The organism is Mesorhizobium sp. U510 (assembly GCF_059180695.1).
In genome coordinates, this window is the sequence record NZ_CP180532.1 from 5184229 (window position 1) to 5209026 (window position 24798).

At 64.3% G+C, this 24798-nt stretch carries 21 protein-coding genes and 1 riboswitch; of the genes, 5 read left to right on the forward strand and 16 right to left on the reverse strand.

Annotated features, from left to right (window positions below):
- Window positions 1-14: 14 nt before the first annotated feature.
- The 16 genes from ACLGL5_RS26935 to ACLGL5_RS27010 all read right to left on the reverse strand — a co-directional run bounded on the left by ACLGL5_RS26935 (window position 15) and on the right by ACLGL5_RS27010 (window position 16629).
- On the reverse strand, window positions 15-836 hold the full coding sequence (locus tag ACLGL5_RS26935) for a biotin--[acetyl-CoA-carboxylase] ligase (RefSeq protein ID WP_069092411.1): 822 nt from the start codon (window positions 834-836) through the stop codon (window positions 15-17).
- Window positions 837-840: 4 nt separating this feature from the next.
- Window positions 841-2277 carry an NADH-quinone oxidoreductase subunit NuoN gene (gene nuoN / locus ACLGL5_RS26940; protein WP_019858927.1) on the reverse strand — a complete coding sequence of 479 codons (1437 nt, stop codon included), beginning with the start codon at window positions 2275-2277 and terminating at the stop codon, window positions 841-843.
- Between the two features lie 19 nt (window positions 2278-2296).
- Window positions 2297-3802 (reverse strand): NADH-quinone oxidoreductase subunit M, encoded by a 1506-nt coding sequence (locus ACLGL5_RS26945; RefSeq protein ID WP_069092412.1) that lies wholly within the window; start codon window positions 3800-3802, stop codon window positions 2297-2299.
- Complete coding sequence (nuoL, locus tag ACLGL5_RS26950; RefSeq protein WP_494372801.1) at window positions 3802-5775, reverse strand: NADH-quinone oxidoreductase subunit L; 1974 nt, start codon at window positions 5773-5775, stop codon at window positions 3802-3804. Before nuoL ends, ACLGL5_RS26945 begins: the two co-directional genes overlap by 1 nt.
- A gap of 10 nt (window positions 5776-5785) precedes the next feature.
- The gene (gene nuoK / locus ACLGL5_RS26955; RefSeq protein WP_019858930.1) at window positions 5786-6094 is read right to left on the reverse strand and encodes an NADH-quinone oxidoreductase subunit NuoK; all 309 of its coding nucleotides are present in this window, start codon (window positions 6092-6094) and stop codon (window positions 5786-5788) included.
- 1 nt (window position 6095) lies between these two features.
- On the reverse strand, window positions 6096-6716 hold the full coding sequence (locus tag ACLGL5_RS26960; protein ID WP_019858932.1) for an NADH-quinone oxidoreductase subunit J: 621 nt from the start codon (window positions 6714-6716) through the stop codon (window positions 6096-6098).
- Between the two features lie 126 nt (window positions 6717-6842).
- A complete protein-coding gene (gene nuoI, locus ACLGL5_RS26965) occupies window positions 6843-7334 on the reverse strand; it encodes an NADH-quinone oxidoreductase subunit NuoI (RefSeq protein ID WP_027046992.1) in 492 nt (163 codons plus the stop codon).
- A complete protein-coding gene (nuoH, locus tag ACLGL5_RS26970; protein ID WP_019858935.1) occupies window positions 7334-8377 on the reverse strand; it encodes an NADH-quinone oxidoreductase subunit NuoH in 1044 nt (347 codons plus the stop codon). The genes nuoI and nuoH overlap by 1 nt, the downstream gene beginning before the upstream one ends.
- A gap of 2 nt (window positions 8378-8379) precedes the next feature.
- Entirely contained in the window at window positions 8380-10461 is a 2082-nt protein-coding gene (gene nuoG, locus ACLGL5_RS26975) for an NADH-quinone oxidoreductase subunit NuoG (protein WP_069092413.1), read from the reverse strand.
- 73 nt (window positions 10462-10534) lie between these two features.
- On the reverse strand, window positions 10535-11230 hold the full coding sequence (locus ACLGL5_RS26980; protein WP_069092414.1) for a helix-hairpin-helix domain-containing protein: 696 nt from the start codon (window positions 11228-11230) through the stop codon (window positions 10535-10537).
- Window positions 11231-11291: 61 nt separating this feature from the next.
- Window positions 11292-12596 carry an NADH-quinone oxidoreductase subunit NuoF gene (nuoF, locus tag ACLGL5_RS26985; protein WP_019858939.1) on the reverse strand — a complete coding sequence of 435 codons (1305 nt, stop codon included), beginning with the start codon at window positions 12594-12596 and terminating at the stop codon, window positions 11292-11294.
- Between the two features lie 10 nt (window positions 12597-12606).
- Window positions 12607-13881: an NADH-quinone oxidoreductase subunit E gene (locus tag ACLGL5_RS26990; RefSeq protein ID WP_069092415.1), complete on the reverse strand. Its 1275-nt coding sequence runs from the start codon at window positions 13879-13881 to the stop codon at window positions 12607-12609.
- Window positions 13882-15072: an NADH-quinone oxidoreductase subunit D gene (locus tag ACLGL5_RS26995; RefSeq protein ID WP_019858941.1), complete on the reverse strand. Its 1191-nt coding sequence runs from the start codon at window positions 15070-15072 to the stop codon at window positions 13882-13884.
- A gap of 9 nt (window positions 15073-15081) precedes the next feature.
- Window positions 15082-15687, reverse strand: coding sequence for an NADH-quinone oxidoreductase subunit C (locus ACLGL5_RS27000; protein WP_019858942.1), 606 nt, complete (start codon window positions 15685-15687; stop codon window positions 15082-15084).
- A 4-nt stretch (window positions 15688-15691) separates the two neighbouring features.
- Entirely contained in the window at window positions 15692-16273 is a 582-nt protein-coding gene (locus tag ACLGL5_RS27005; RefSeq protein ID WP_015317338.1) for a NuoB/complex I 20 kDa subunit family protein, read from the reverse strand.
- A complete protein-coding gene (locus ACLGL5_RS27010) occupies window positions 16264-16629 on the reverse strand; it encodes an NADH-quinone oxidoreductase subunit A (RefSeq protein WP_010910112.1) in 366 nt (121 codons plus the stop codon). Before ACLGL5_RS27010 ends, ACLGL5_RS27005 begins: the two co-directional genes overlap by 10 nt.
- A 332-nt stretch (window positions 16630-16961) precedes the next feature.
- Here ACLGL5_RS27010 and ACLGL5_RS27015 point away from each other — a divergent pair, with 332 nt between their 5' ends.
- From ACLGL5_RS27015 to cobG, 5 genes are all read left to right on the forward strand, one after another.
- A complete protein-coding gene (locus ACLGL5_RS27015) occupies window positions 16962-18161 on the forward strand; it encodes a winged helix-turn-helix domain-containing protein (protein WP_069092416.1) in 1200 nt (399 codons plus the stop codon).
- 29 nt (window positions 18162-18190) lie between these two features.
- Window positions 18191-18395, forward strand: a riboswitch (cobalamin riboswitch).
- Between the two features lie 39 nt (window positions 18396-18434).
- Window positions 18435-18863, forward strand: coding sequence for a DUF1636 family protein (locus ACLGL5_RS27020; RefSeq protein ID WP_494372802.1), 429 nt, complete (start codon window positions 18435-18437; stop codon window positions 18861-18863).
- Between the two features lie 2 nt (window positions 18864-18865).
- Entirely contained in the window at window positions 18866-19903 is a 1038-nt protein-coding gene (gene cobW, locus ACLGL5_RS27025; protein WP_069092418.1) for a cobalamin biosynthesis protein CobW, read from the forward strand.
- 18 nt (window positions 19904-19921) lie between these two features.
- Window positions 19922-23443, forward strand: a complete 3522-nt coding sequence (gene cobN, locus ACLGL5_RS27030; protein WP_069092419.1) for a cobaltochelatase subunit CobN — start codon at window positions 19922-19924, stop codon at window positions 23441-23443.
- Complete coding sequence (gene cobG, locus ACLGL5_RS27035; RefSeq protein WP_069092420.1) at window positions 23440-24798, forward strand: precorrin-3B synthase; 1359 nt, start codon at window positions 23440-23442, stop codon at window positions 24796-24798. Before cobN ends, cobG begins: the two co-directional genes overlap by 4 nt.

A 24798-nucleotide genomic window follows, 5' to 3' on the forward strand; every position in this document is an offset into this window, starting at 1 on the left:
TGCGCAGAAACAAACTATACTTGAGCGGACGCGACCGCGCCGAAATGCACGTCGCCGGCCGCGATCGTCAGCACCGCCCCCTCATCGTCGCGGATCACGAAACGGCAGTCCTCGTCAATGGTCTCGAACACCCCACGCACCACATTACCGTCAATTCTGACGGCTACCTCGCCGCCGAGCCCCGCCGCGCGCGCCAGCCAGCGCCGCCTGACGGCGGCAAGGCCGCGGCCTTCATCCCACAGCCGGGCGTTTTCGCTCCATGCATCCGACAGCGCCAGGAACAGCGTTTCGGCATCGCATGTCGCGCCGAGAGCTTGCAGCGATGTCGCGGGATAAGGCAAATCCCTGGGGTGCGCCACGACATTGACGCCGATGCCGACCGCCACCGCGAAACGGCCGCCCTCCAGTATCGCCGACTCCAGCAAGATGCCGGCGAGCTTGGCGCCCGAAGCAAGCACATCGTTCGGCCATTTCAGCTCGAAACGGTTTTGTCCCTGGCTTGCGCCATCGAGTCCTACGGCGATGCGGCCCTTCGGCACCGCGGCGTCGAGTGCATCGGCAAGCGAAAGGCCCGCGACGAAACCCAGCGTCGCGGCCAGCCGTAGTTCACCACCGGTGATGACGAGCAAGGTCGCCGCCAGGTTGCCATCGGGCGACACCCACGCGCGGCCGCGCCGGCCACGCCCGCTTTCCTGCTTCTTGGAAACAACCCACAGCCTGCCCGGGTCACCTGCCCGGGCGTGGTCCAGCGCCACCGTGTTGGTGGAGCCGACGCTGTCATGGGCCTCGAGCCGGAACCCTTCCGACGCCGAGGTTGGGGCCAGCCGAAATGCCATCCCGTCAGAAAAATGTCTTGGCGGCGGCTTCGGCATAGGTGCCGATCGGTCCGCCGATCAGCACATAGAACAGCACGAAGGCGCCACAGACGCCGAGCACGACACGCAATTCACTGGCCATCGGCACGAAGCCGCCGACCGGTTCGTCGAACCACATGATCTTGATGATGCGCAGATAGTAATAGGCGCCCACCACCGAGGCCAGCACGCCGATGATCGCCAGCGCGTAGAGGTTGGCGTTGATGGCGGCGAGGAAGACGTACCACTTCCCCCAGAAGCCGGCGAGCGGCGGAATGCCGGCCAGCGAGAACATCAGGATCGTGAGAATAGTGGCCATGATCGGGTTGGTCGATGACAGCCCGGCCAGGTCGCTGATCTGTTCGACATTGCCTTCCTTGCGCCGCATGGCGAGGATGAAGGCGAAGGTGCCGAGCGTCATCACCAGATAGATCAGCATGTAAATGGCAACGCCACGCACGCCGGCCTGGCTGTTGGCGGCAAGGCCGACCAGCGCGTAGCCCATGTGACCGATCGAGGAATAGGCCATCAGGCGCTTGATATTGGTCTGGCCGATCGCGGCAAAGGCGCCGAGCGCCATCGAGGCGATCGAGATGAAGACGATGATCTGCTGCCAATCGGCGGCGATCGGCTTAAACGCGCCCATAGTGACGCGCACGATCAGCGCCATCGCCGCCATCTTGGGGGCCGCCGCCAGGAAGGCCGTCACCGGCGTCGGTGCGCCTTCATAGACGTCGGGCGTCCACATATGGAACGGCACCGCCGAGATCTTGAAGGCAAGGCCGGCAAGCACGAAGACCAGGCCGAAAACGAGACCGAGTTGGCGCGGGCCACTGCCGAGCGCCGAGGCGATTTCCTGGAAGCCGGTGTTGCCGGTGTAGCCATAGACCAAGCTGATGCCGTAGAGCAGCATGCCCGACGACAGCGCGCCGAGGACGAAGTATTTCAGGCCGGCCTCTGTCGAACGCAGATTGTCGCGGTTGATCGCCGCCAGCACGTAGATCGCCAACGACTGCAGCTCGAGGCCGAGATAGAGCCCGATCATGCCGTTGGCCGAGATCATCAGCATCATGCCGAGCGTGCACAGCAGGATCAGCACCGGATATTCGAACTTGTCGAAACGCTCCGCCTTGGCAAAGCGCATCGACATGACGAGCGTCACCGCTGAGCCGACCAGCGCCAGCACCTTCATGAAGCGGGAGAAGGGATCCTGGATGAAGGCGTTGCCATAGGCGCTGCCCTGCCCCGTGGAAAAGACCAGCCAGACGCCGGCGACCACCAGCACGGCGACGGCAAGGCCGGTCACCGTATTGGCGGTGTTGGCACGCGAATAGGCGCCGACCATCAGCAGCGCGAGCGCGCCGATGGCAAGGATCAGCTCGGGCGTCGAGAGCGACAGGCTGGAGAGAAGGTCCGGCGTCATGGTTCGCAAAACCCCTGGGTCAGTTCGCCGCCGCGGTTTGCGCGGCGCCGATGGATGCGGTGACATTGGTGACGAGCGACTTGACCGACTGGGCCGTCGCGTCGAAGACGGGAGCGGGATAGACGCCGAAGAAGATGACCAGCGCGACCAGCGGGTAGATGATCACCTTCTCGCGCAACGACAGGTCGAGCAGCCCCTTCAGACTGTCCTTGGTCAGCGCGCCGAAGATCACCCGGCGGTAGAGCCAGAGCGCGTAGGCCGCCGACAGGATGACGCCCGTGGCGGCGAAGAACGCCACCCAGGTGTTGACCCGGAACACGCCGAGCATGGTCAGGAACTCGCCGACGAAACCACTGGTGCCGGGCAGGCCGACATTGGCCATGGTGAAGACCATGAACACGGTGGCGTATTTCGGCATGTTGTTGACCAGCCCGCCATAGGCAGCGATCTCACGCGTGTGCATGCGGTCATAGATGACGCCGACGCACAGGAACAGCGCGCCCGAGACCAGGCCGTGGCTGAGCATCTGGAAGATCGCGCCCTGCACGCCTTCCTGGTTCATGGCGAAGATGCCCATGGTGACGAAGCCCATATGAGCGACCGACGAATAGGCGATCAGCTTCTTCATGTCCTCCTGCATCAGCGCCACCAGCGAGGTATAGATGATGGCGACGACCGAGAGGGTGAACACCAGCGGCGCGAACATTTCGGAGGCCAGCGGGAACATCGGCAGGGAGAAACGCAGGAAGCCGTACCCGCCCATCTTCAGCAGGATGCCGGCCAGGATCACCGAACCCGCCGTCGGCGCCTCGACGTGCGCGTCGGGCAGCCAGGTGTGCACCGGCCACATCGGCATCTTCACCGCGAAGGAGGCGAAGAAGGCAAGCCACAGCCAGGTCTGCATGTTGGCCGGGAAGCTGTGCGTCAACAGCGTCGGGATGTCGGTCGTGCCGGACTGGAAGAACATCGCCATGATGGCGAGCAGCATCAGCACCGAGCCGGCGAGCGTATAGAGGAAGAACTTGAACGAGGCATAGACGCGCCGCTTGCCGCCCCAGACGCCGATGATGATGAACATCGGGATCAGGCCGGCCTCGAAGAAGACATAGAACAGCACGATATCCAGCGCGCAGAACACGCCGATCATCAGCGTCTCGAGCAGCAGGAAGGCGATCATGTAGGCCTTGACGCGCTTGTCGATCGCTTCCCACGACGCCAGGATGCAGAGCGGCATCAGGAACGTCGTCAGGATGACGAACAGCATGGAAATGCCGTCGACGCCCATATGGTAGGAAATGCCAGAGTCGAGCCAGGCGAATTTCTCGACGAACTGGAAGCCGGCCTGCGAATTGTCGAAGCCGGTCCAAATGAACAGCGAGACGATGAAGGTGAACGTCGTCGTCAACAGCGCGATGGCGCGGATGTTGCGGCGCGCGTTTTCGCTGTCATCCCTGATGAACAGGATCAGCAGCGCACCAACCAGCGGCAGGAAGGTGACCAGCGAGAGGATTGGCCAGGCGGTCATCAGAGCATCATCCAGGTGACGAGTGCGGCAACGCCGATCAGCATGGCGAAGGCATAGTGATAGAGGTAGCCGGTCTGCAGCTTGACGACGCGGTTGGTGACATCGACGACCCGCGCCGAAATGCCATCCGGCCCGAGCCCGTCGATGACGGTGCCGTCACCGGTCTTCCACAGGAAATGGCCAAGGCGCTTGGCGGGCCGCACGAACAGGAAGTCGTACAGCTCGTCGAAATACCACTTGTTGAGCAGGAAGGCGTAGAGCAAGCGATGGTTGGCGGCGACGCTTCGGGGCAATTCCGGTGAGCGGATGTAGAACTTCCAGGCCACCGCGAAGCCGATCAGCATGGCGATGAAGGGCGACAGTTCGACCCACAGCGGCAGTTCGTGGATTTCGTGCAGGATGTGATTGTCCGGCAGCGTGAACAGCGACGCCTTCCAGAACTCGGCATAGCCTTCGCCGATGAAGGAATTGTGGAAGATGATGCCGGCAAACAGTGCACCCGCAGCCAGGATGAACAGCGGCACCAGCATCACCGGCGGCAATTCATGCACGTGGTGCATCACCTCATGGCTCGCCCGCGGCTGGCCGTGGAAGGTCATGAAGATCAGCCGCCAGGAATAGAAGGAGGTGAAGCAGGCGGCGATGACCAAAAGCACGAAGGCGAGGCCGGCAACCGAATTGTGGCTGGCAAAGGCGCTCTCGATGATGGCGTCCTTGGAGAAGAAACCGGCGGTGCCGATGACGGTCACCGGAATGCCGACGCCGGTCAGCGCCAGCGTCCCGATCACCATCATCCAGTAGGTGGTCGGGATCAGCTTGCGCAGACCGCCCATCTTGCGCATGTCCTGCTCGTCGGAGACGGCATGGATGACCGAGCCCGAGCCGAGGAACAGCAGCGCCTTGAAGAAGGCGTGCGTGAACAGGTGGAAGATCGCCGCGCCATAGGCGCCGACGCCGAGCGCCACGAACATGTAGCCGAGCTGCGAGCAGGTCGAATAGGCGATGACGCGCTTGATGTCGTTCTGAACGAGACCGACGGTCGCCGCGAAGAAGGCGGTGAAGGCGCCGATGAAGGTCACCACGGTCAGCGCCGAATGCGACAGTTCGAACAGCGGCGACAACCGCGCCAGCATGAACACGCCGGCGGTCACCATGGTGGCGGCATGGATGAGAGCCGAGACCGGCGTCGGGCCTTCCATGGCGTCCGGCAGCCAGGTGTGCAGCGGCACCTGCGCGGACTTGCCCATGGCGCCCATGAACAGCAGCAGGCAGACGACGGTCATCGCCGCCTGCTTGTCCAGCGCATGGCCGAGGAAGGTCAGCACGGCAGCACCTTGCGGCGCGCCTTCGGCCGGAACGAACGTCGCCGCATTGGCGAAGATGGTGCCGAGATTGACCGAGCCGAACAGCACGAACACACCGAAAATGCCGAGCGCGAAACCGAAATCGCCGACGCGGTTGACGACGAAGGCCTTGATGGCTGCGGCGTTGGCCGACGGCTTCTTGTACCAGAAACCGATCAGCAGGTAGGAGGCGAGACCGACCCCTTCCCAGCCGAAGAACATCTGCACGAGGTTGTCGGCCGTCACCAACATCAGCATGGCGAAGGTGAACAGCGATAGATAGGCGAAGAAGCGCGGCCGGTTCGGATCGTGGTGCATGTAGCCGATCGAATAGATATGGACCAGCGCCGAAACGGTGTTGACCACCACCAGCATCACCACCGTCAGCGTGTCGATGCGCAGTGCCCAGGACACGTCCAGCCCGCCGGACTGGATCCAGTGCAGCACCGGCACGGTGAACACTTCGCCATGGCCGAAGCCGACGCTGAAGAAGGCGACCCACGACAGCACCGCGGAGATCACCAGGAAGCCGGAGGTGATGTATTCGGACGCCTTGGCGCCGAGCGACGTGCCGAACAGGCCGACGATCAGGAAGCCGAGCAGTGGAAGGAAGACGATGGCCTGATACATGGTGGTTCCGTCAACCCTTCATCATGTTCACGTCTTCGACCGCGATCGAGCCGCGGTTGCGGAAGAAGACGACGAGAATGGCAAGTCCGATGGCGGCTTCAGCCGCCGCGACCGTCAGCACGAACAGCGCGAACACCTGGCCGACCAGATCGCCGAGCGCCGCCGAAAAGGCGACGAAGTTGATGTTGACCGCAAGCAGGATCAGCTCGACCGACATCAGGATGACGATGACGTTCTTGCGGTTCAGGAAGATGCCGAACACGCCGAGCGTGAACAGGATCGCCGATACGGTCAGATAATGTGCGATGCCGACGACCATCTCAGACTCCTTCGCCCGACTTGACCTTGCGGATTTCCATGCCGGTGGCCGGCGTGCGGCCGACCTGGGCTGCGATCGACTGCCGCTTGATCCCTTCCTTGTGACGCAGCGTCAGCACGATGGCGCCGATCATGGCAACCAGCAGGATGAGGCCCGAAATCTGGAAGTAGTAGAGGTAGTCGGTATAGAGGATGTCGCCGAGCGCGGCCGTGTTCGAGCGCGTGGCGAGATCGGGGATCGGTTTGGACACTGTCGCGGCCAGCTTCGGCGCGAATGTGTAGCCGCCGAGCACGACGATCAGCTCCGCCGCCAGGATCAGCCCGACCAGCGCGCCGATCGGCGCGTATTGCAGCGCGCCCTCTTTCATTTCAGCGAAGTCGACGTCGAGCATCATGACGACGAACAGGAACAGCACCATGACCGCGCCGACATAGACGACGAGCAGGATCATCGCCAGGAACTCGGCGCCGGTCAGCATGAACAGGCCGGCGGCGTTGAAGAAGGTCAGGATCAGGAACAGCACCGAATGCACGGGGTTGCGCGATGAAATGACCATGAACGCCGACGCCACGGCGACAAAGGCGAAGAGGTAGAAAAAGGCCGCCTCTAGTCCACTCAGCATTGGGGTTCCCCCGGGTTCCTATCCCAAACAGGACATTCGTCGTGTTTGATTTTTGCGACCGCCTCCGGTCGGCAAGTTTCGTTGTGTCCTTAGACGAGGCCCCTCGCCTCGTCCATGCGTCAAATATCAGCGGTACGGCGCATCCAATGAGATGTTGCGCGCCAGTTCGCGCTCCCACCGGTCGCCATTGGCCAGCAGCTTGTCCTTGTCGTAGTAGAGCTCCTCGCGCGTTTCAGTCGCGAATTCGAAATTCGGCCCCTCGACGATGGCATCGACCGGGCAGGCTTCCTGGCAGAAGCCGCAATAGATGCACTTCACCATATCGATGTCGTAGCGCACCGTGCGGCGCGTGCCGTCATTGCGGCGCGGGCCGGCCTCGATGGTGATGGCCTGCGCCGGGCAGATCGCCTCGCACAATTTGCAGGCGATGCAGCGTTCCTCGCCATTGGGATAGCGGCGCAGCGCATGCTCGCCCCGGAAGCGCGGGCTGGTCGGCCCCTTCTCGTGCGGATAGTTGATCGTCTCCTTCGGCGCGAAGAACTGGCGCATCGACAGGAAGAAGGCGCTGACGAAATCCTGCAGAAGCAGCGATTTTGCGGCCTGGGACAAAGCGGACATCACGCAAACCCCGTGATCTTGAGGAAGGCTGCGGTGGCGACAACCATGAACAGCGAGATCGGCAGGAACACTTTCCAGCCCAGCCGCATCAGTTGGTCGTAGCGGTAGCGCGGCACGAAGGCCTTCACCATCGAGATGCCGAAGAACACGAAGCACACCTTCAGCACGAACCAGATGACGCCGGGCACCCAGGTGAAGGGCGCGAAGTCGAAGGGCGGCAGCCAACCGCCGAGGAACAAGATGGTCGCCAGCGCGCACATCAGGACGATGGCGACATACTCGCCGAGGAAGAACAGCAGGAACGGCGTCGACGAATATTCGACCATATGGCCGGCGACCAGTTCCGATTCGGCCTCGACCAGGTCGAAAGGCGGGCGGTTCGTCTCGGCCAGCGCCGAGATGAAGAAGATGATGAACATCGGGAACAGCGCCAGCCAGTTCCAGTCGAGGAAGGTGTTGGGCAGGCCGAGTCTGGTGCCAAGCCCACCCTGCTGCGACATCACGATATCGCTGAGGTTGAGCGAGCCGGCGGTGAGCAGCACGGTGACGATGACGAAGCCGATCGAGACTTCGTAGGAGACCATCTGCGCGGCCGAACGCAGCGCGCCGAGGAACGGATATTTCGAGTTCGACGCCCAGCCGCCCATGATCACGCCGTAGACCTCGAGCGAGGAGATGGCGAAGACATAGAGGATGCCGACATTGACGTTGGCGATCGCCCAACCCTGGTTGACTGGAATGACCGCCCAGGCCGAAATCGCAAGCACCGCCGATACCAGCGGCGCCAGAAGGAACACGCCCTTGTTGGCGCCGGACGGGATGACCGGTTCCTTGAAGACGAATTTCAACAGGTCGGCGAAGGCCTGCAGCGTGCCCCAGGGGCCGACGACGTTCGGGCCACGGCGCAACTGCACCGCCGCCCAGATCTTGCGGTCGGCGTAGAGGATGTAGGCCACGAAGATCAGCAGCACCACGATCAGCACGACTGACTTCAGAAGGATCAGCAGCGCCGGCAGCACGTAGAAGGAGAAGAAGGTGTCCATGCTTATTCCGCCGCCTGCTTGAAGCCGCTCTTGGCCAGTGCCGAGCATTCCGCCATCACGGCCGATGCCCGCGCGATCGGGTTGGTCAGGTAGAAATCCTTGACCGGCGAGGTGAAGGTGCCCTTGTTCAGTCGCCCGCCGAGCTTCGCCACGCCGGCAATGTCCTCGGCATTGCCGGCCGCGACCTGATCGATGCGGGCCAGATGCGGATACTCGCCATAGAGCTTGGCGCGCAGTTGCGGCAGTGAATCGAACGGCAGCTTCTTGCCCAGCACGTCGGACAGGGCCCGCAGAATCGCCCAGTCCTCGCGCGCATCGCCAGGCGCGAAACCGGCGCGGTTGGTCTGCTGCACGCGCCCTTCGGTGTTGACGTAGGTGCCTGACTTTTCCGTGTAGGCAGCCGCCGGCAGGATGACATTGGCGCGATGCGCGCCGTGGTCGCCATGGGTGCCGATATAGACGACGAAGGCGCCGCCGGTCTTGCCCATATCGATCTCGTCGGCGCCGAGCAGAAACAGCACGTCCGTTTCGCCGAGCATACCGGCGACATCCTTGCCACCCTCGCCCGGCACAAAGCCGAGATCGAGGCCGCCGACCCTGGCCGCCGCATTGTGCAGCACGGCAAAGCCGTTCCAGTCGGCGCGAGCGGCATTGACAGCAGCGGCGAGCTTCGCCGCCTGGCCGAGCACGGCCGCGCCGTCGGCGCGCGCCAACGCGCCCTGGCCGATAATGATCAGCGGATGCGTCGCCTTCTTCAGCGTCTGGAAGAACGTGCCATTGCCGTCGGCCAGATCCTTCAGCGAATCCGGCCCGGCACCGAGCAATTCATACTCGTAGCGTGTGTCGCCGACATCGCCGATGACGCCGACCGGCAGATTGCCGACCCGCCAGCGCTTGCGGATGCGGGCGTTGAGCACCGAGGCCTCGAATCGCGGATTGGCGCCGATGATCAGCACCGCATCGGCCTGCTCGATGCCTTCGATGGTCGGGTTGAAAATGTAGCTGGCACGGCCGAGCGCCGGATCGAGTGCGGCGCCATCCTGGCGGCAGTCAACATTCTTAGAGCCGAGCGAAGCCATCAGCAGCTTCAGCGCGTAGATTTCCTCGACCGCCGCGAGATCGCCAGCGATGGCGCCAATCTTCTCGGGCGTGGTCTTCGACACCGCGTCCTTGATCGTCGCGAACGCTTCGGCCCAGCTTGCCGCAACCAGCCTGCCGTCCTTGCGCACATAGGGACGGTCGAGGCGCTGCGTGCGCAACCCGTCCCAGATGAAGCGGGTCTTGTCGGAAATCCACTCCTCGTTCACCTGCTCGTTGACGCGCGGCAGGATGCGCATCACTTCGCGGCCACGGCTGTCGATGCGGATCGCCGAGCCGACGGCGTCCATCACGTCGATGGATTCGGTCTTGGTCAGTTCCCACGGCCGCGCCTGGAAGGCGAAGGGCTTGGAGGTCAGCGCGCCGACCGGGCACAGATCGATGACATTGCCCTGCAATTCCGAGGTCATCGCCTGTTCGAGATAGGTGGTGATCTCGGCGTCCTCGCCGCGGCCGATCAGGCCGAGTTCGGAAATGCCGGCGACTTCCGTGGTGAAGCGGACGCAGCGCGTGCAGTGGATGCAGCGGTTCATCACTGTCTTGACCAGCGGGCCGATATACTTGTCTTCGACCGCGCGCTTGTTCTCATGATAGCGCGAGGAATCGACGCCGAAGGCCATCGCCTGGTCCTGCAGGTCGCATTCGCCGCCCTGGTCGCAGATCGGGCAATCCAGCGGATGGTTGATCAGCAGGAACTCCATCACGCCTTCGCGGGCCTTCTTGACCATCGGCGTGTTGGTGAAGATTTCCGGCGGCTCGCCATTGGGGCCGGGGCGCAAATCGCGCACGCCCATGGCGCAGGAGGCCTGCGGCTTGGGCGGCCCGCCCTTCACCTCGATCAGGCACATGCGGCAATTGCCGGCGATCGACAGCCGCTCATGGAAGCAGAAGCGCGGCACTTCCGCGCCCGCGTCTTCCGCCGCCTGCAGCAGCGTGTAGTGGTCGGGTACAGTGATCTCTTTCCCGTCGACCTTGAGCTTTGCCATTCGCTTCAAACCCCTGCGGATTTCCCGCAATCTCATTTCCCGGGCGCGTCAGACGCAGCGCCCGGCATTTCATTCACTTCTTCGCGGCCAGCACAGCCGCCTGCGCAGTCCACTCGTCACGGCCGATACGGCCGTTGAACGACAGATAGTCGTCGACCCAGGCGATCTCCTGCGGCGACCAGGCGGCGATCTGGGCATAGGTCCAGATGCCGAGCCCGTTCAGCACCTTTTCCAGCTTCGGACCGATGCCCGATATCGCCTTGAGGTCGGACGGTTTCGCCGGCTTGTCCATAGCCTTGGGCTGCCTGAAATCCTCGGGCAGCAGAACGTCGGCGGCCTCGCTCGTTGCAGGAGCGACATTTACCGCAGGCACCGTGGTGGCGGCTTCCTTGGCGGCGATGTCGGTGACTTCCTGCGCGAAGGACTGCGCCTCGGCAATCATGGTTTTGGCCGTCGCCCGCGCCTTGATGGACGACGAGCTCGCGTCCTCGAATTGCTCGACGCGCGCCTCGAAATCCTCGATCAGCGGCTGCATCAGGCGCTGTGATGCCTCGGCGGCTCCTGTGAGTGCCCCCAGCCAGACGCCGAACGCATGATTGGCAAGCCCGATGCCAAGCGCCGACATTGCCGCCGCACCAGCGACAGGGTGCGCGAAAAGGTTGACGGCGCTGGCCATCTCCTTCGGCATCATCCTGGTCAGGTCCTGGTTCATCTTCTCGATCTGGTCCAAATTAGGCATCAATGGGTAGGGTGTCGAATACGGCGCCATAGAGTTCTCCTGGTCGTTTCTTCGTTCGCCCCGCCCCGTTATTCCAGCATTCAAAAATCTTCTATTCCGCCGCCACCATCACCGGTTCGGCTCGATGCGCGTTGCGCGAAAACTCGTCGATGCGCCGCTCCACCTCGCCGCGGAAATGCCGCATCAGGCCCTGGATCGGCCATGCCGCCGCATCGCCCAGCGCGCAGATCGTGTGGCCCTCGACCTGCTTGGTGACGTCGAGCAGCATGTCGATCTCGCGCTTCTGCGCCTCGCCGCGCACCAGCCGCTCCATCACCCGCCACATCCAGCCTGTGCCTTCGCGGCACGGCGTGCACTGGCCGCAGCTCTCGTGCTTGTAGAAGTAGGACAGCCGCGCGATCGCCTTCACGACATCGGTCGACTTGTCCATGACGATGACGGCCGCCGTACCGAGGCCGGATTTGAGGTCGCGCAGCGCGTCGAAATCCATCGGCGTGTCGATGATCTGCTCGGCCGGCACCAGCGGCACCGAGGCGCCGCCCGGGATGACCGCGAGCAGATTGTCCCAGCCGCCGCGGATGCCACCGCAATGCGTCTCGATCAGTTCGCGGAACGGGATCGACATCGCCTCTTCGACGGTGCACGGATTGTTGACGTGGCCGGAGACACAGAACAGCTTGGTGCCGACATTGTTGGGCCGGCCGAAGGACGAGAACCAGGCCGCGCCACGGCGCAGGATGGTCGGCGCCACCGCGATCGATTCGACATTGTTGACGGTGGTCGGGCAGCCATAAAGGCCGACATTGGCCGGGAATGGCGGCTTCAGCCTGGGCTGACCCTTCTTGCCTTCCAGGCTTTCCAGCAGCGCCGTCTCTTCGCCGCAGATATAGGCGCCGGCGCCGTGATGCATGTAGACGTCGAAATCGTAGCCGGACGTGTTGTTCTTGCCGATCAGCTTGGCCTCATAGGCCTCGTCGATGGCGCGCTGCAGCGCCTCGCGCTCACGGATGAACTCGCCGCGCACATAGATGTAGGCGGCAATCGCGCCCATGGCGAAGCCGGCGAGCAGCGCCCCTTCGACCAGCGTGTGCGGGTCGTTGCGCAGGATGTCGCGGTCCTTGCAGGTGCCAGGCTCGGATTCGTCGGCGTTGATGACGAGGTAGCTAGGCCTGCCATCGCTCTGCTTGGGCATGAACGACCATTTGAGGCCCGTCGGGAAGCCGGCGCCGCCACGGCCGCGCAGGCCGGACGCCTTCATCTCATTGACGATCCATTCGCGCCCCTTGGCGACGATGCCGGGCGTGTTGTCCCAGGCGCCACGCGCCATGGCGCCGGCCAGCGACTTGTCGAACAGGCCGTAGATGTTGGTGAAGATGCGGTCTTTATCCTGAAGCATTTTTCGTCCCTCAGACCGGCTTCTTGCCGAAGACGCGGATGTATTCGGCGACGCCGCCCTTGGCGAGCGCCTTGGCCTGCTTGACCCAGTCGTCGCGCTCGATGCGGCCGTGGAAGGAGAGATAGCCGTCCACCCACTCGCGCTCGGCCTTCTTCCAGGAAGCGACCTGCGCGAAGGTGAAGATGCCCAGCGTATGCAGGACGCCCTCGATCTTCGGGCCAACGCCGGAGATCAGCTTGAGATCGTCGACCGCGGTCGGCCTGTCGATACCGGCCGGACGGTTCTTGTCCTCCAGCGACGGTTTTGCGGGCTTTGCCGCCGGCGCCTTGGCTTCCGGCGCCTTGAAGGCAGAGGCCGGTTCGGCCTTGGCCTTCGGCCCATTGCGCTGCTTGGAGACCTTCTCGACTTCCGGCGCTGCCTTGTTGGCGTTGGCGGCCGAATGCGGCGGCGCCGAAACACTCGCCGCCTTCTCCGCCGCCGGCGCCACCTTGGTCTTTGAGGGTGTCTTCAACGCCGGGCTGGTTTCAGGCGCGTCGGTCTTCGGCTTGCTGGCGTTGGACGGTGCGACGGGAGCGGGTGCCGGAACGGGCGCCGCAATGATCGCGTCGGGTGCCGCCTTGGCGGCCTTCGCTGCCTCCCTGGCTTCCCGGTCGCGGGTCGACTTGAGGATCGCCTTTTCGCTTTTCAGCGTCGTGAGACCAGAGGCCGGCTCCGAGCCGGTGCGGCCATTCTGCGGTCCCGGCACCACCGAGGCGCCCTTGCCCGCATCGTAGAGATCGATGATTTCGGCCAGGCGTTCCGGCGTCAGATCCTCGAACGTATCCTTGAAGATCATCACCATCGGCGCGTTGACACAGGCGCCGAGGCACTCGACTTCTTCCCACGACAAGGTGCCCTTGTCGTTGGTGTGGAACTGGTCGTGATGGATTTTCGAGCGGCAGACATCCATCAGCGCTTCCGAGCCGCGCAGCATGCAGGGCGTGGTGCCGCAGACCTGGATGTGCGCGCGGGTGCCGACCGGATTGAGCTGGTACTGCGTGTAGAAGGTCGCGACCTCGAGCCCGCGAATCCTGGGCATGCCGAGCATGTCCGAAATCGTCTCGATCGCCGCCTTGGTGACCCAGCCTTCCTGTTCTTGCGCCAGCATCAGCAGCGGAATGATCGCCGACTGCTCGCGGCCCTTCGGGTACTTCTTGATCCATTGCTTCGCCGCTGCCGCGTTCGCCCGGTTGAAGGCGAAGGATGCTGGCTGGACGCTGGCTTCTGCGAGACGGCGGACTGACATTTAGCGATCGACCTCACCAAACACGATGTCGAGGGAGCCAAGAACGGCGGTGACGTCGGCCAGCATGTGGCCGCGACACAGGAAATCCATGGCTTGCAGATGCGCGAAACCGGGCGCGCGCAGCTTGCAGCGATACGGCTTGTTGGTGCCGTCGGAGACGAGATAGACGCCGAATTCGCCCTTCGGCGCCTCGACGGCCGCATAGACCTCGCCGGCCGGCACGCGATAGCCCTCGGTGTAGAGCTTGAAGTGGTGGATCAGCGCTTCCATCGAACGCTTCATCGCCGCGCGCTTGGGCGGCACGACCTTGCCGTCGAGGTTCGACACCGGGCCGGTGCTTTCCTTGCCGAGTAGAAGATCGACGCACTGGCGCATGATCCTGGCCGACTGGCGCATTTCTTCCATGCGCACGAGGTAACGGTCGTAGCAGTCGCCGTTCTTGCCGATCGGAATGTCGAAATCCATTTCCGAATAGCATTCATAGGGCTGCGACTTGCGCAGATCCCAGGCCGCGCCCGAACCGCGCACCATGACGCCCGAAAAGCCCCAGGCCCAGGCATCGGCCAGCGAAACAATGCCGATATCGACATTGCGCTGCTTGAAGATGCGGTTGCCGGTCAGCAGCTTGTCGAGGTCGTCGATCGACTTCAGGAACGGGTCGATCCACTTGCCGATGTCCTCGACCAGCTGGCGCGGCAGGTCCTGATGGACGCCGCCGGGCCGGAAATAGGCGGCATGCATGCGCGAGCCGGAGGCGCGCTCATAAAACACCATCAGCTTTTCGCGCTCGACGAAACCCCACAGCGGCGGCGTCAGCGCGCCGACGTCCATCGCCTGCGTCGTCACATTGAGGATGTGCGACATGATGCGGCCGATCTCGCAATAGAGCACGCGGATCAGCTGGCCGCGCCTCGGCACTTCGATGCCGAGCAGGCGTTCGGCGGCCAGTGCGAAGGCATGTTCCTGATTCATCGGCGCGCAATAGTCGAGCCGGTCGAGATAAGGCACAGCCTGCAGATAGGTTTTTGCCTCGATCAGCTTTTCGGTGCCGCGATGCAGCAGCCCGATATGCGGATCGACGCGATCGACGACTTCGCCGTCGAGCTCCAGCACGAGGCGCAAAACGCCGTGCGCCGCAGGATGTTGCGGGCCGAAATTGATGTTGAAATTGCGGACGGAGGTCTCAGCCATTCTGGCGCCTCAATTCGTCTTGGCTTTTTCGTCCCCGGGCAGCACGTAGTCGGTGCCTTCCCAAGGGGAAAGAAAATCAAAATTGCGGAATTCCTGCTTGAGCTCGACCGGCTCGTAGATGACGCGCTTGGCTTCGTCGTCGTAGCGCACTTCGACGAAGCCTGTCAGCGGGAAATCCTTGCGCAGCGGATGGCCTTCGAAACCGTAGTCGGTCAGCAGGCGGCGCAGATCGGGATGGCCCGAGAACAGCACGCCATAGAGATCGTAGGTCTCGCGCTCGAACCAGTCGGCGCCGGGGAAAACCCCGGTGATCGACGGCACCATCGTCTCCTCGTCGGCCTGCACCTTGACGCGAATGCGCACATTCTGTTTCGGCGACAGCAGGTGATAGACGACGTCGAAGCGCTTGGCCCGCGACGGATAGTCGGCGCCGCAGACATCGATGATCGAGATGAACTGGCAGCGCGCATCGTCGCGCAGGAAAGTCACGACTTCGATGAGGTCGCGCGGCTCGACATGAATGGTGAGCTCGCCATAGGCAATGTCAGCGCCATTGACGCGACCGATCAGCCTTTCGCCGAGATAGGTCGACAGTTCGCTAAGGGATGCGGCCATGGATTTACCGTTCGATCGTGCCGGTGCGGCGGATTTTCTTCTGCAGGAGAAGAATGCCGTAGAGCAAAGCTTCGGCGCTCGGCGGGCAGCCGGGCACATAGATGTCGACAGGCACGACGCGGTCGCAGCCGCGTACCACCGAATAGGAATAGTGGTAGTAGCCGCCGCCATTGGCGCAGGAGCCCATCGAGATGACGTAGCGCGGCTCCGGCATCTGGTCGTAGACCTTGCGCAGCGCCGGCGCCATCTTGTTGGTCAGCGTGCCGGCGACGATCATGATGTCGGACTGGCGCGGTGACGCACGCGGCGCGACGCCGAAGCGCTCCGAATCGTAGCGCGGCATCGAGGTGTGGATCATCTCGACGGCGCAGCATGCCAGACCGAAGGTCATGAACATCAGCGAGCCCGAGCGCGCCCAGGTGATCAGCGCCTCGGTCGAGGTGACCAGGAAACCCTTGTCGGCAAGCTCATTGTTGATTTCGAGGAAGAAGGGATCGTCCTCCCCCACCGGCCGGCCGGTGTTGGGATCGATGATGCCCTTCGGCTTCGGCGCGACGAGGGTGCCTGAACTGTCGTTCAATCCCATTCCAGCGCTCCTTTTTTCCATTCATAGGCAAAGCCGATGGTCAGCACTGCCAAAAACACCATCATCGACCAGAAACCCAGCATGCCGATCTTCGAGAAGGACACCGCCCAGGGAAAAAGGAAGGCCACTTCCAAGTCGAAGATGATGAACAGGATCGACACCAGGTAGAAGCGGATGTCGAATTTCATGCGGGCATCGTCGAACGAGTTGAAACCGCACTCGTAGGCGGAAAGCTTTTCGGGATCGGGATTGCGGTAGGCCACAAGGAACGGTGCGGCCAGCAGCGCCAGGCCGACGACCAGCGCCACGCCGATGAACAGGACGATGGGCAGGTACGAACTGAGAAGTGCGTTCATGCAGCGGCTTTCCGTTGGCGCCAATCCACTTTGATTACAGCACCGGACCTTAATGCGGAAGCGTGACAGATTAACCGCTGAACCGTTTTAAGGGGCCTATGCTGCAACGCGGCGAGGGTTAGCGCAGCACTTCCAGCGAAGCAAGTCAAACCTTGTTCAAAACGCCGACCTGGACGGCATATCCGGAGAAACTGGTCCGATCCGCTCCTGTTTGATTTCCTTCGTTTTTTACTCCACTTTTCTCTCCTGACAGGGTTGCCGCTAAAACCCTGCTAGCATGGGCTGGAATCACCCGTCAGACCCACAGCAGAAGCGCCCAGAGTGATACCTGCATGAAGGAAAAAATCTCGCTTGCCATGGCCCGGCGCATCGCGCTCGCCGCACAGGGGTTTCTCGATCCCCGCCCAAATGGCACACCCGATCGCCGCCACTTCGCCCGCGTGCTCTCCCGCACCGGCCTGCTGCAGATCGATTCCGTCAGCGCGGTGGTGCGCGCGCATTATATGCCGCTTTATTCCCGCCTTGGCCCCTATCCCTTGACCTTGCTCGACAATGCCGCCGTGACGCGCAAGCGCACCGTCTTCGAATACTGGGCGCATGAGGCTTCCTTCCTGCCGGTCGAGACCTATCCGCTGATGCGCTGGCGCATGCAGCGCGCCGAGCAGGGCGACGAGATGTATCTGGGCCTGGCCAAATGGGGCCGCGAGCACGCCGCCTATATAGAAGAGATCTACCGCGAGGTCGCCGCGCGCGGCCCGATCGCCGCTTCGGCGCTGGAAGGTCAGAAAGGTTCGGGCGGCTGGTGGGGCTGGAGCCATGCCAAGCATGCCTTCGAATGGCTGTTCTGGGCCGGGCGCATCACCACGGCGCACCGCCGCGGCTTCGAGCGCTTCTATGATTTGCCCGAGCGCGTGCTGCCGCAGGCGATCCTCGACCTGCCCGTGCCGCCAGCCGAGGACGCGCACCGCGAATTGCTGCGCATTTCTGCCCGCGCCCATGGCGTGGCGACATCAGGCGACCTGCGCGACTACTTTCGGCTATCGCCGGCCGACATGAAAGGCCGGCTGGAGGAACTGGTCGAGCTGGGCGAATTGCTGCCGGTGCGTGTCGAGGGCTGGGACAAGCCGGCCTACCTTCATAAGGACGCCCGCCTGCCCCGGAAAATCGAGGCCCGCGCACTGTTGGCGCCGTTCGACCCGGTCGTCTTCGAGCGCTCGCGCTCGGAGCGGCTGTTCGATTTCCACTACCGCATCGAGATCTACACGCCGGCTGAGAAGCGCCAATACGGCTATTACGTCCTGCCCTTCCTGCTCGGCGACCGGATCGTCGCCCGCGTTGACCTCAAGGCTGACCGGCCGGCCAGCGTCCTGCGCATCCACGCCGCCTACGCCGAACCCGGCGCGCCACCTGAAACCGCCGCGCAACTCTTCGAGGAACTGCAGCAGATGCAGGGCTGGCTTGGCCTTGAACGCATCGAAGTGACACCCGCCGGCGATCTGGGTCCGGCGCTCGCCGACATCGCCATGTCGTAGCCGCGCGTTGACACCGCTGCCTGCAAAAGCCTAAATCCGCTCCAGACGGTCCCTTGCCCGCAACGGCAGGGGCTAAGAGGGAATGCGGTGCGGGATTTCGATCTCAAATCCGCGGCTGTCCCCGCAACTGTAAGCGAAGAGCCAAGGCCGAAAGCCACTGGGACGTTCCCGGGAAGGCGGCACCCAAGGCGATGACCCGCGAGCCAGGAGACCTGCCGTCTGCGACAAAAGAATCCGATCGCCCGGCGGGTTTCCGGGCAAGGAGCCCGGTTTTTGGACCAGAACAGCAGTTTTTCGGCTGGCACAGCGGACAATTCGTCCGCCGACGGGGATGCCTTGGCCGGCGTCACCGTCATCGTCTGCGCCTCCTGCCGCGACGAGACCGGCTCCGACGCCCATCCCCGCGCCGGCGAACTGCTAGCCGAAGACACGCGCCAAGCCGCTGCGAGCGATGACATCCGCATCCGCACGGTCGAGTGCCTCGGCAATTGCAAGCGCCGGCTGAGCGCCGCGATCCTGCGCGACGGTTGCTGGAGCTATGTCTTCGGCGACCTGACCGCGACCAGCGGCGCCGACCTCGTCACCGGCGCCAAACTCTTCGCCACCTCGACCGACGGCCTCATTCCATGGCGCGGTCGGCCCAATTCCCTCAAGCGCGGCCTCGTTGCCCGCATTCCTCCCCTCAACCTGCTGAAGGATTGATCATGAGCGCTTCCGTCACCCGCGTCCCCTGCACCGTCGTCACCGGCTTCCTTGGTGCCGGCAAGACGACGCTGGTCCGCCATCTCCTGGAAAACGCCGGCGGCAAGCGCATTGCCATCATCGTCAACGAGTTCGGCGACATCGGCATCGACGGCGAGATTCTGAAGGGCTGCGGCATCGACACCTGCCCGGAGGAAAACATCGTCGAACTGGCCAATGGCTGCATCTGCTGCACCGTGGCCGACGATTTCGTGCCGGCGCTCGACCAGATCCTGTCGCTCAACCCCAAGGTCGATCACATCCTGATCGAGACCTCGGGCCTGGCCCTGCCCAAGCCGCTGGTCCAGGCATTCCAGTGGCCGACGGTGAAGAGCCGCGTCACCGTCGATGGCGTCATCGCCGTGGTCGACGGTCCCGCACTGGCCGAAGGCCGGGTCGCCAACGACATGGACGCCTTGCAGGCGCAGCGCGCGCAAGATGGTAGCCTCGACCATGACGACCCGGTCGAGGAACTGTTCGAGGACCAGATCGCCTGCGCCGACCTGATCATCCTGTCGAAAAGCGATCTTATGGACGCCGCCGGTTCGGCCCGCGCCAACGCCATCATCGGCGAACACTCCGCCCGTGCCGTGAAGATCGTGCCGACCTCGCATGGCAAGGTCGATCCCTCCGTGCTGCTCGGGCTCGGTCTCGCCGTCGAGGACGACATCGAGAACCGCAAATCCCATCATGACGGCGCCTTCGACCACGAGCATGACGACTTCGACACCTTCATCGTCGACATTCCCTCGATCGCCAATCCGGATGAGCTGGCACAACGCGTCGCCGCCGCCGCCGAACAGGAAAACGTGCTGCGCGTGAAAGGCTTCGTCGAGGTCGGCGGCAAGCCGATGCGGCTCTTGCTGCAGGCCGTCGGCCCGCGCGTCAATCATTACTATGACCGCGCCTGGACCGCCGAGGACGACCGCCGTTCGCGCCTGGTCGTCATCGGCCTCAAGGGGCTGAACCGCCCGGCAATCGAGCGTATACTCGCCGGCTGAGTTCAGACACGGGCCGCGATGCATATCCTCACCACGACCTCCGCCTCGCTCGACGATCTCGCCGAGCCGGTCGATCTGCGGCAGACGCCGGCGGATATCGTGGCCCTGTCCTTCACCGACAGCGACCTCGCCGGGCTGGCGGCCGCCTGGAAGGCGGATGCCGGCCGTTTGCCCTCGATGCGGCTGGCGGCGCTTCGCGACCTGCGCCACCCTATGTCCGTCGACCTCTGGGTCGACAGCGTCGCCCGCCACGCCAAGATCATCCTGGTACGCATCCTCGGCGGCTACGACTGGTGGCGCTACGGCTGCGACCAGCTGGCCTCGACCGCTCGGGAACGCGGCATAAAACTGGCGCTGCTGCCCGGTGAAAGCCATGACGAGGATATCAGGCTGATCGAAGCCTCGACGCTGCCGCGCTGGGAATTGGACGCCCTGCTCGGCTATTTCCGCGAGGGCGGCCCGGCCAATATGGGCGCGCTGGTGCAGCGGCTGGCCAGGCTGGCTGGGCAGGACGCGGCCGTTGTTGAGCCGGTGGCGGTGCCGAAGGCCGGCTACTACGAGCCAGGCCGCGGCGTCGTCCCCCTCGCCCTTGAGGGAGAGGGAAAGGTCGTGCCCATTCTCTTCTACCGCTCGATGCTGCTGGCCGCCGACGTCGCACCCATCGACGCCCTTTTCGACGCGCTGCGGCAGCGCGGCATGACGCCTGTCCCCATCTTCGTCTCCGGCCTCAAAGACCCGACATCCCTGGCCTTCGCGGAAACCGCCATCGCCAAGCTCAGACCCGTTGCCATCATCGCCGCGACCGCCTTCGCTTCCGGCGCCGAACCCGGCGTTGAAACCCTGTTCGACCGCGCCGGCGTGCCCGTTTTCCAGGTCATCGTCGCCACCACCCGCCGCGACATCTGGGAGAATAACCAGCGTGGCCTGGCGCCCGCCGACCTCGCCATGCATGTCGTGCTGCCAGAACTGGACGGCCGCATCCTCGCCGGCGCGATTTCCTTCAAGGGTGAAAGCGATGTCGATCCCGCGCTTGGCCACCGCGCCTTCGCCAACCGGTCGGAACCGGATCGCGTCGCGCAGGTCGCTGACCGCGTGGCAGCCTTCATTCGCCTGCAGGAGACGCCCCGCGCGACGCGCAAGCTCGCCATCCTGATCCCGGACTATCCCAGCGCGCCTGGCCGTACCGGCTATGCCGTCGGCCTCGACGTGCCGTCGAGCGTGCTGGCGATGCTGCACGACCTGAAGGAACAGGGCTACGGGGTTGAAGGGATCCCGCAATCGCCTCGGGAATTGCTGGATTTGCTGGAGCGGGGCGATGGTGGGTTGGGATTGGATGAGTATCTCGACCTTTCACGAGACCTGCCTGTCGAGGCAATGACTGCTGTTGAGGCGGCGTGGGGGAAAGCGGAAGACAAGACAGGTTTGCGCCAGGCACCCCCCTCTGTCCTGCCGGATATCTCCCCCGCAAGGGGGGAGATTGGCAGTTTCAGCGCTAAGGCCACTCTTGCAACGTCGGAGATTGGCGAGGGCAGAGATGACAGCGTAATCTCCCCCCCTGCGGGGGAGATGTCCGGCAGGACAGAGGGGGGTGTTCAAGCGCCGACCTCGCTGCACTTCCCCTTCCGCGCCACGACCTTCGGCAACATCACCGTCGCCCTCGCCCCCGACCGCGGCCGCTCGGCCGACCGCCGCGCCGACTACCACGACCCGACACTCCCGCCACGCCACGCCCTGCTCGCCTTCGGCCTCTGGCTGCGCAAATCTCTCGGCGTCCACGCCCTGATCCATGTCGGCGCCCACGGCACGCTGGAATGGCTGCCGGGCAAGACTGTCGCGCTGTCAAAGGCCTGCTTCCCCGAGATCGTCACCGGCGCCCTGCCCGTCATCTATCCCTTCATCGTCTCCAATCCCGGCGAGGCAGCACAAGCCAAGCGGCGCATCGCCGCCGTCACCCTCGGTCATCTGCCACCGCCGCTGGCCGGTGCGGGACTTGACGAAGATCAGCACAAACTCGAGCGCCTGGTCGATGAATACGCCCAGGCCGACGGCCTCGACCGCCGCCGCCGCGACCGCCTGGCAAAACTGATCGTCGACACCGCGCAGAAAACTGGCCTCGCCGCCGAAGCCGGTGTCGCCAGGACCGACGCGCCCGACGAAGCGCTGCGCCGCATCGATGCCTGGCTCTGTGACCTCAAGGATTTCGCCATCAAGGATGGCCTGCATATCTATGGCCGCGCGGCTGACGACGAGCCCGACGCTATGCGCCGCCAAAGTGCCGAGGCTGAAAGGTCGGCGCTGCTTGCCGCGCTCGATGGCCGCCACGTCAAGGCCGGCCCGGCCGGCGCGCCGGCGCGCGGACGTTCCGACGTGCTGCCCACCGGCCGCAATTTGTTCACGTCGGATCCACGCACCATGCCGACGCCGACCGCCTATGATCTGGGCAAGGCGGCGGCGGAAGAAGTGGTGCGCGGCTATCTGCAATCGCATGGCGACTGGCCGCGTTCGCTGGTCATCGATCTCTGGGGCTCGGCCTCATTGCGCACCGGCGGCGAGGAGATCGCGCAGGGCCTGGCGCTGATGGGCTGCCGGCCGCAATGGGATGCCGCCACCGGCCGCATCACCGGCATCGAAGTGCTGCCGCCGGCGACGCTCGGCCGCCCGCGCGTCGACGTCACCTGGCGCATATCGGGCCTGTTCCGCGACATGTTCCCGACCCAGATCGCGTTGATCGACGCCGCCGCCAACGCCGTTGCAGCCCGCGATGAAGAAGATTCGGAAAACCCGCTCGCGGCCCGGACCCGCGCCGATGGCAAGATCAGCCCGCGCATTTTCGGCACCTCACCCGGCACCTATGGCGCCGGCGTCGAGAATCTCCTGTCGAGCGGCGACTGGGGCGCGCGTGAAGAGATCGGCCGCGCCTATCTCGACGCCACCTCGCACGCCTATGGCGGCGAAGCCGGCGAAGGCGTCTCCGCGCCCGGCGCCTTCGAAACCCGCATCGCCGAGGCCGATCTTCTGGTCCACACCGGCGACGACCCCGGCCGCGACATTCTCGAAGGCTCCGCCGACGTCGCCTTCATCGGCGGCTTTTCAGCCGCGCTTGCGGCGCTTGGCCGGAATGCCGACGTCATCGTGCTCGATACGACGGACCCGCAAATGCCGAAGCCGCGCTCGATCAGTGAGGCCGTATCGCGCGTGGTGCGCGCCCGCGCTGTCAATGCCCGCTTCATCTCAGGCCAGATGCGGCACGGCCCACGCGGCGCCTCTGAATTCGCCGAGACGGTCGACCGGCTGGTCGGCTTCGCCGAAACCACGCATGCCATATCGGGCGCGCTGATCGAGGCCGTGCACGACGCCTATGTCGGCAACGCGGATGTTCGCGCCTTTATCCTTCGGGAAAACCCGGCGGCGGCGAAAGTCATTGCCGAGCGTTTCCTGTCGGCGCGCCGGCGCGGCCTCTGGCATCCCTTGCGCAATTCCATCGACGACGATCTCGCCGCGCTGATTGCAGAGGCCGAGGCGCTGGGAGTGGCGGCATGAACGCCTTCTCACGTCGCGGCGCCTGCCCGGCCCTGTCGGCGCCGATGCAGACCGGCGATGGACTGCTGGTGCGGCTCAACCCGGTTGCTGGAGCGTTTTCGCCGAAGCTGTTGATCGGTCTGGCCGAATCCGCCCTGCGGCATGGCAACGGCATCATGGAAGTGACAGCGCGCGGCAGCCTGCAGATTCGCGGGTTGACGGCGGATAGCGCTGCGCTGCTGACGGCGGAGGTCGACGCGCTGGGCATTGCGGTGCGCACCGGCGTGCCGATCGAGACGGGGCCGCTGGCGGGCATCGATCCGCAGGAGGTTGCCGATCCACGACCACTGGCTGAGCGGGTCAGGGTGGCGGTTGACGAGGCCGGGCTGACGCCAAGGCTCGGGCCGAAGGTGTCTGTCGTGGTGGATGGCGGCGGGCAACTGACGATGGATGCGGTGACGACCGATGTGCGGCTGAAGGCGGTACGGGCCGACAACGGCATCGTTTGGAGCGTATCGGTTGCCGGCGATGGCCAAAACGCGAAGGTGCTGGCAACGGTCGATGCGGATGCCGCCAGAGACATAGCCGTGGCTGCACTCAGGATGGTCGCTGAAAAAGGCCGTGAGGCGCATGCGCGGGACTTGTCGGAGCGGCAGTTGGTGTCTCTAGCAGGTTGGCTATGCTTGACAGGTTTGCGCGAGGCGTCCGGCAGGACAGAGGGGGGCGCCTCGCGCAAACCTATCGGCCCTTTTCCCTTAGCCGGCGACACTTTCACCCTCGGCATTGCCCTCCCCTACGGCAGCATGCCGGCGGATAAAATCCTCGACCTTGCGCAAAGCGCCGTGACCCTCGGCACCACCGAAATCCGCCTCGCCCCAGGCCGCGCTCTGCTCTTCCTTGGCCAGCCGACGGACACCAACCAACCCCTCCAGGCTATCGCCGCCACCCTCGGCTTCGTCACCTCCGCCGCCGACCCGCGCACGCGCATCGCCGCCTGCCCCGGCACGCCGGCTTGCGCCTCCGGCCGCATCGCCACCCGCGACATCGCCGAGACGATCGCCACGGAAAACGCCGACATCCTTGACTTCACCCTGCACATTTCCGGCTGCGCCAAGGGCTGCGCGCATCCCGGCCCGGCGGCGCTCACAATCGTCGGCGGCGAAAATGGAGCCGGACTTGTCGTGAACGCGACGGCAAAGGCTCTTCCTGCCGGCTACAGGCCGGGCTATGACGCCGCGCGCGGCTTCAGTCGCGTCGCTGCGCTGATCCGCAGCGCACGATTCCAGGGCGAGACCGCCGCCGCCTGCCTGACAAGGCTCGGGCCGGCGGCAATCGCCGAGACTTACCGACAGGCCCAAACTAAAAAACGGAAATGA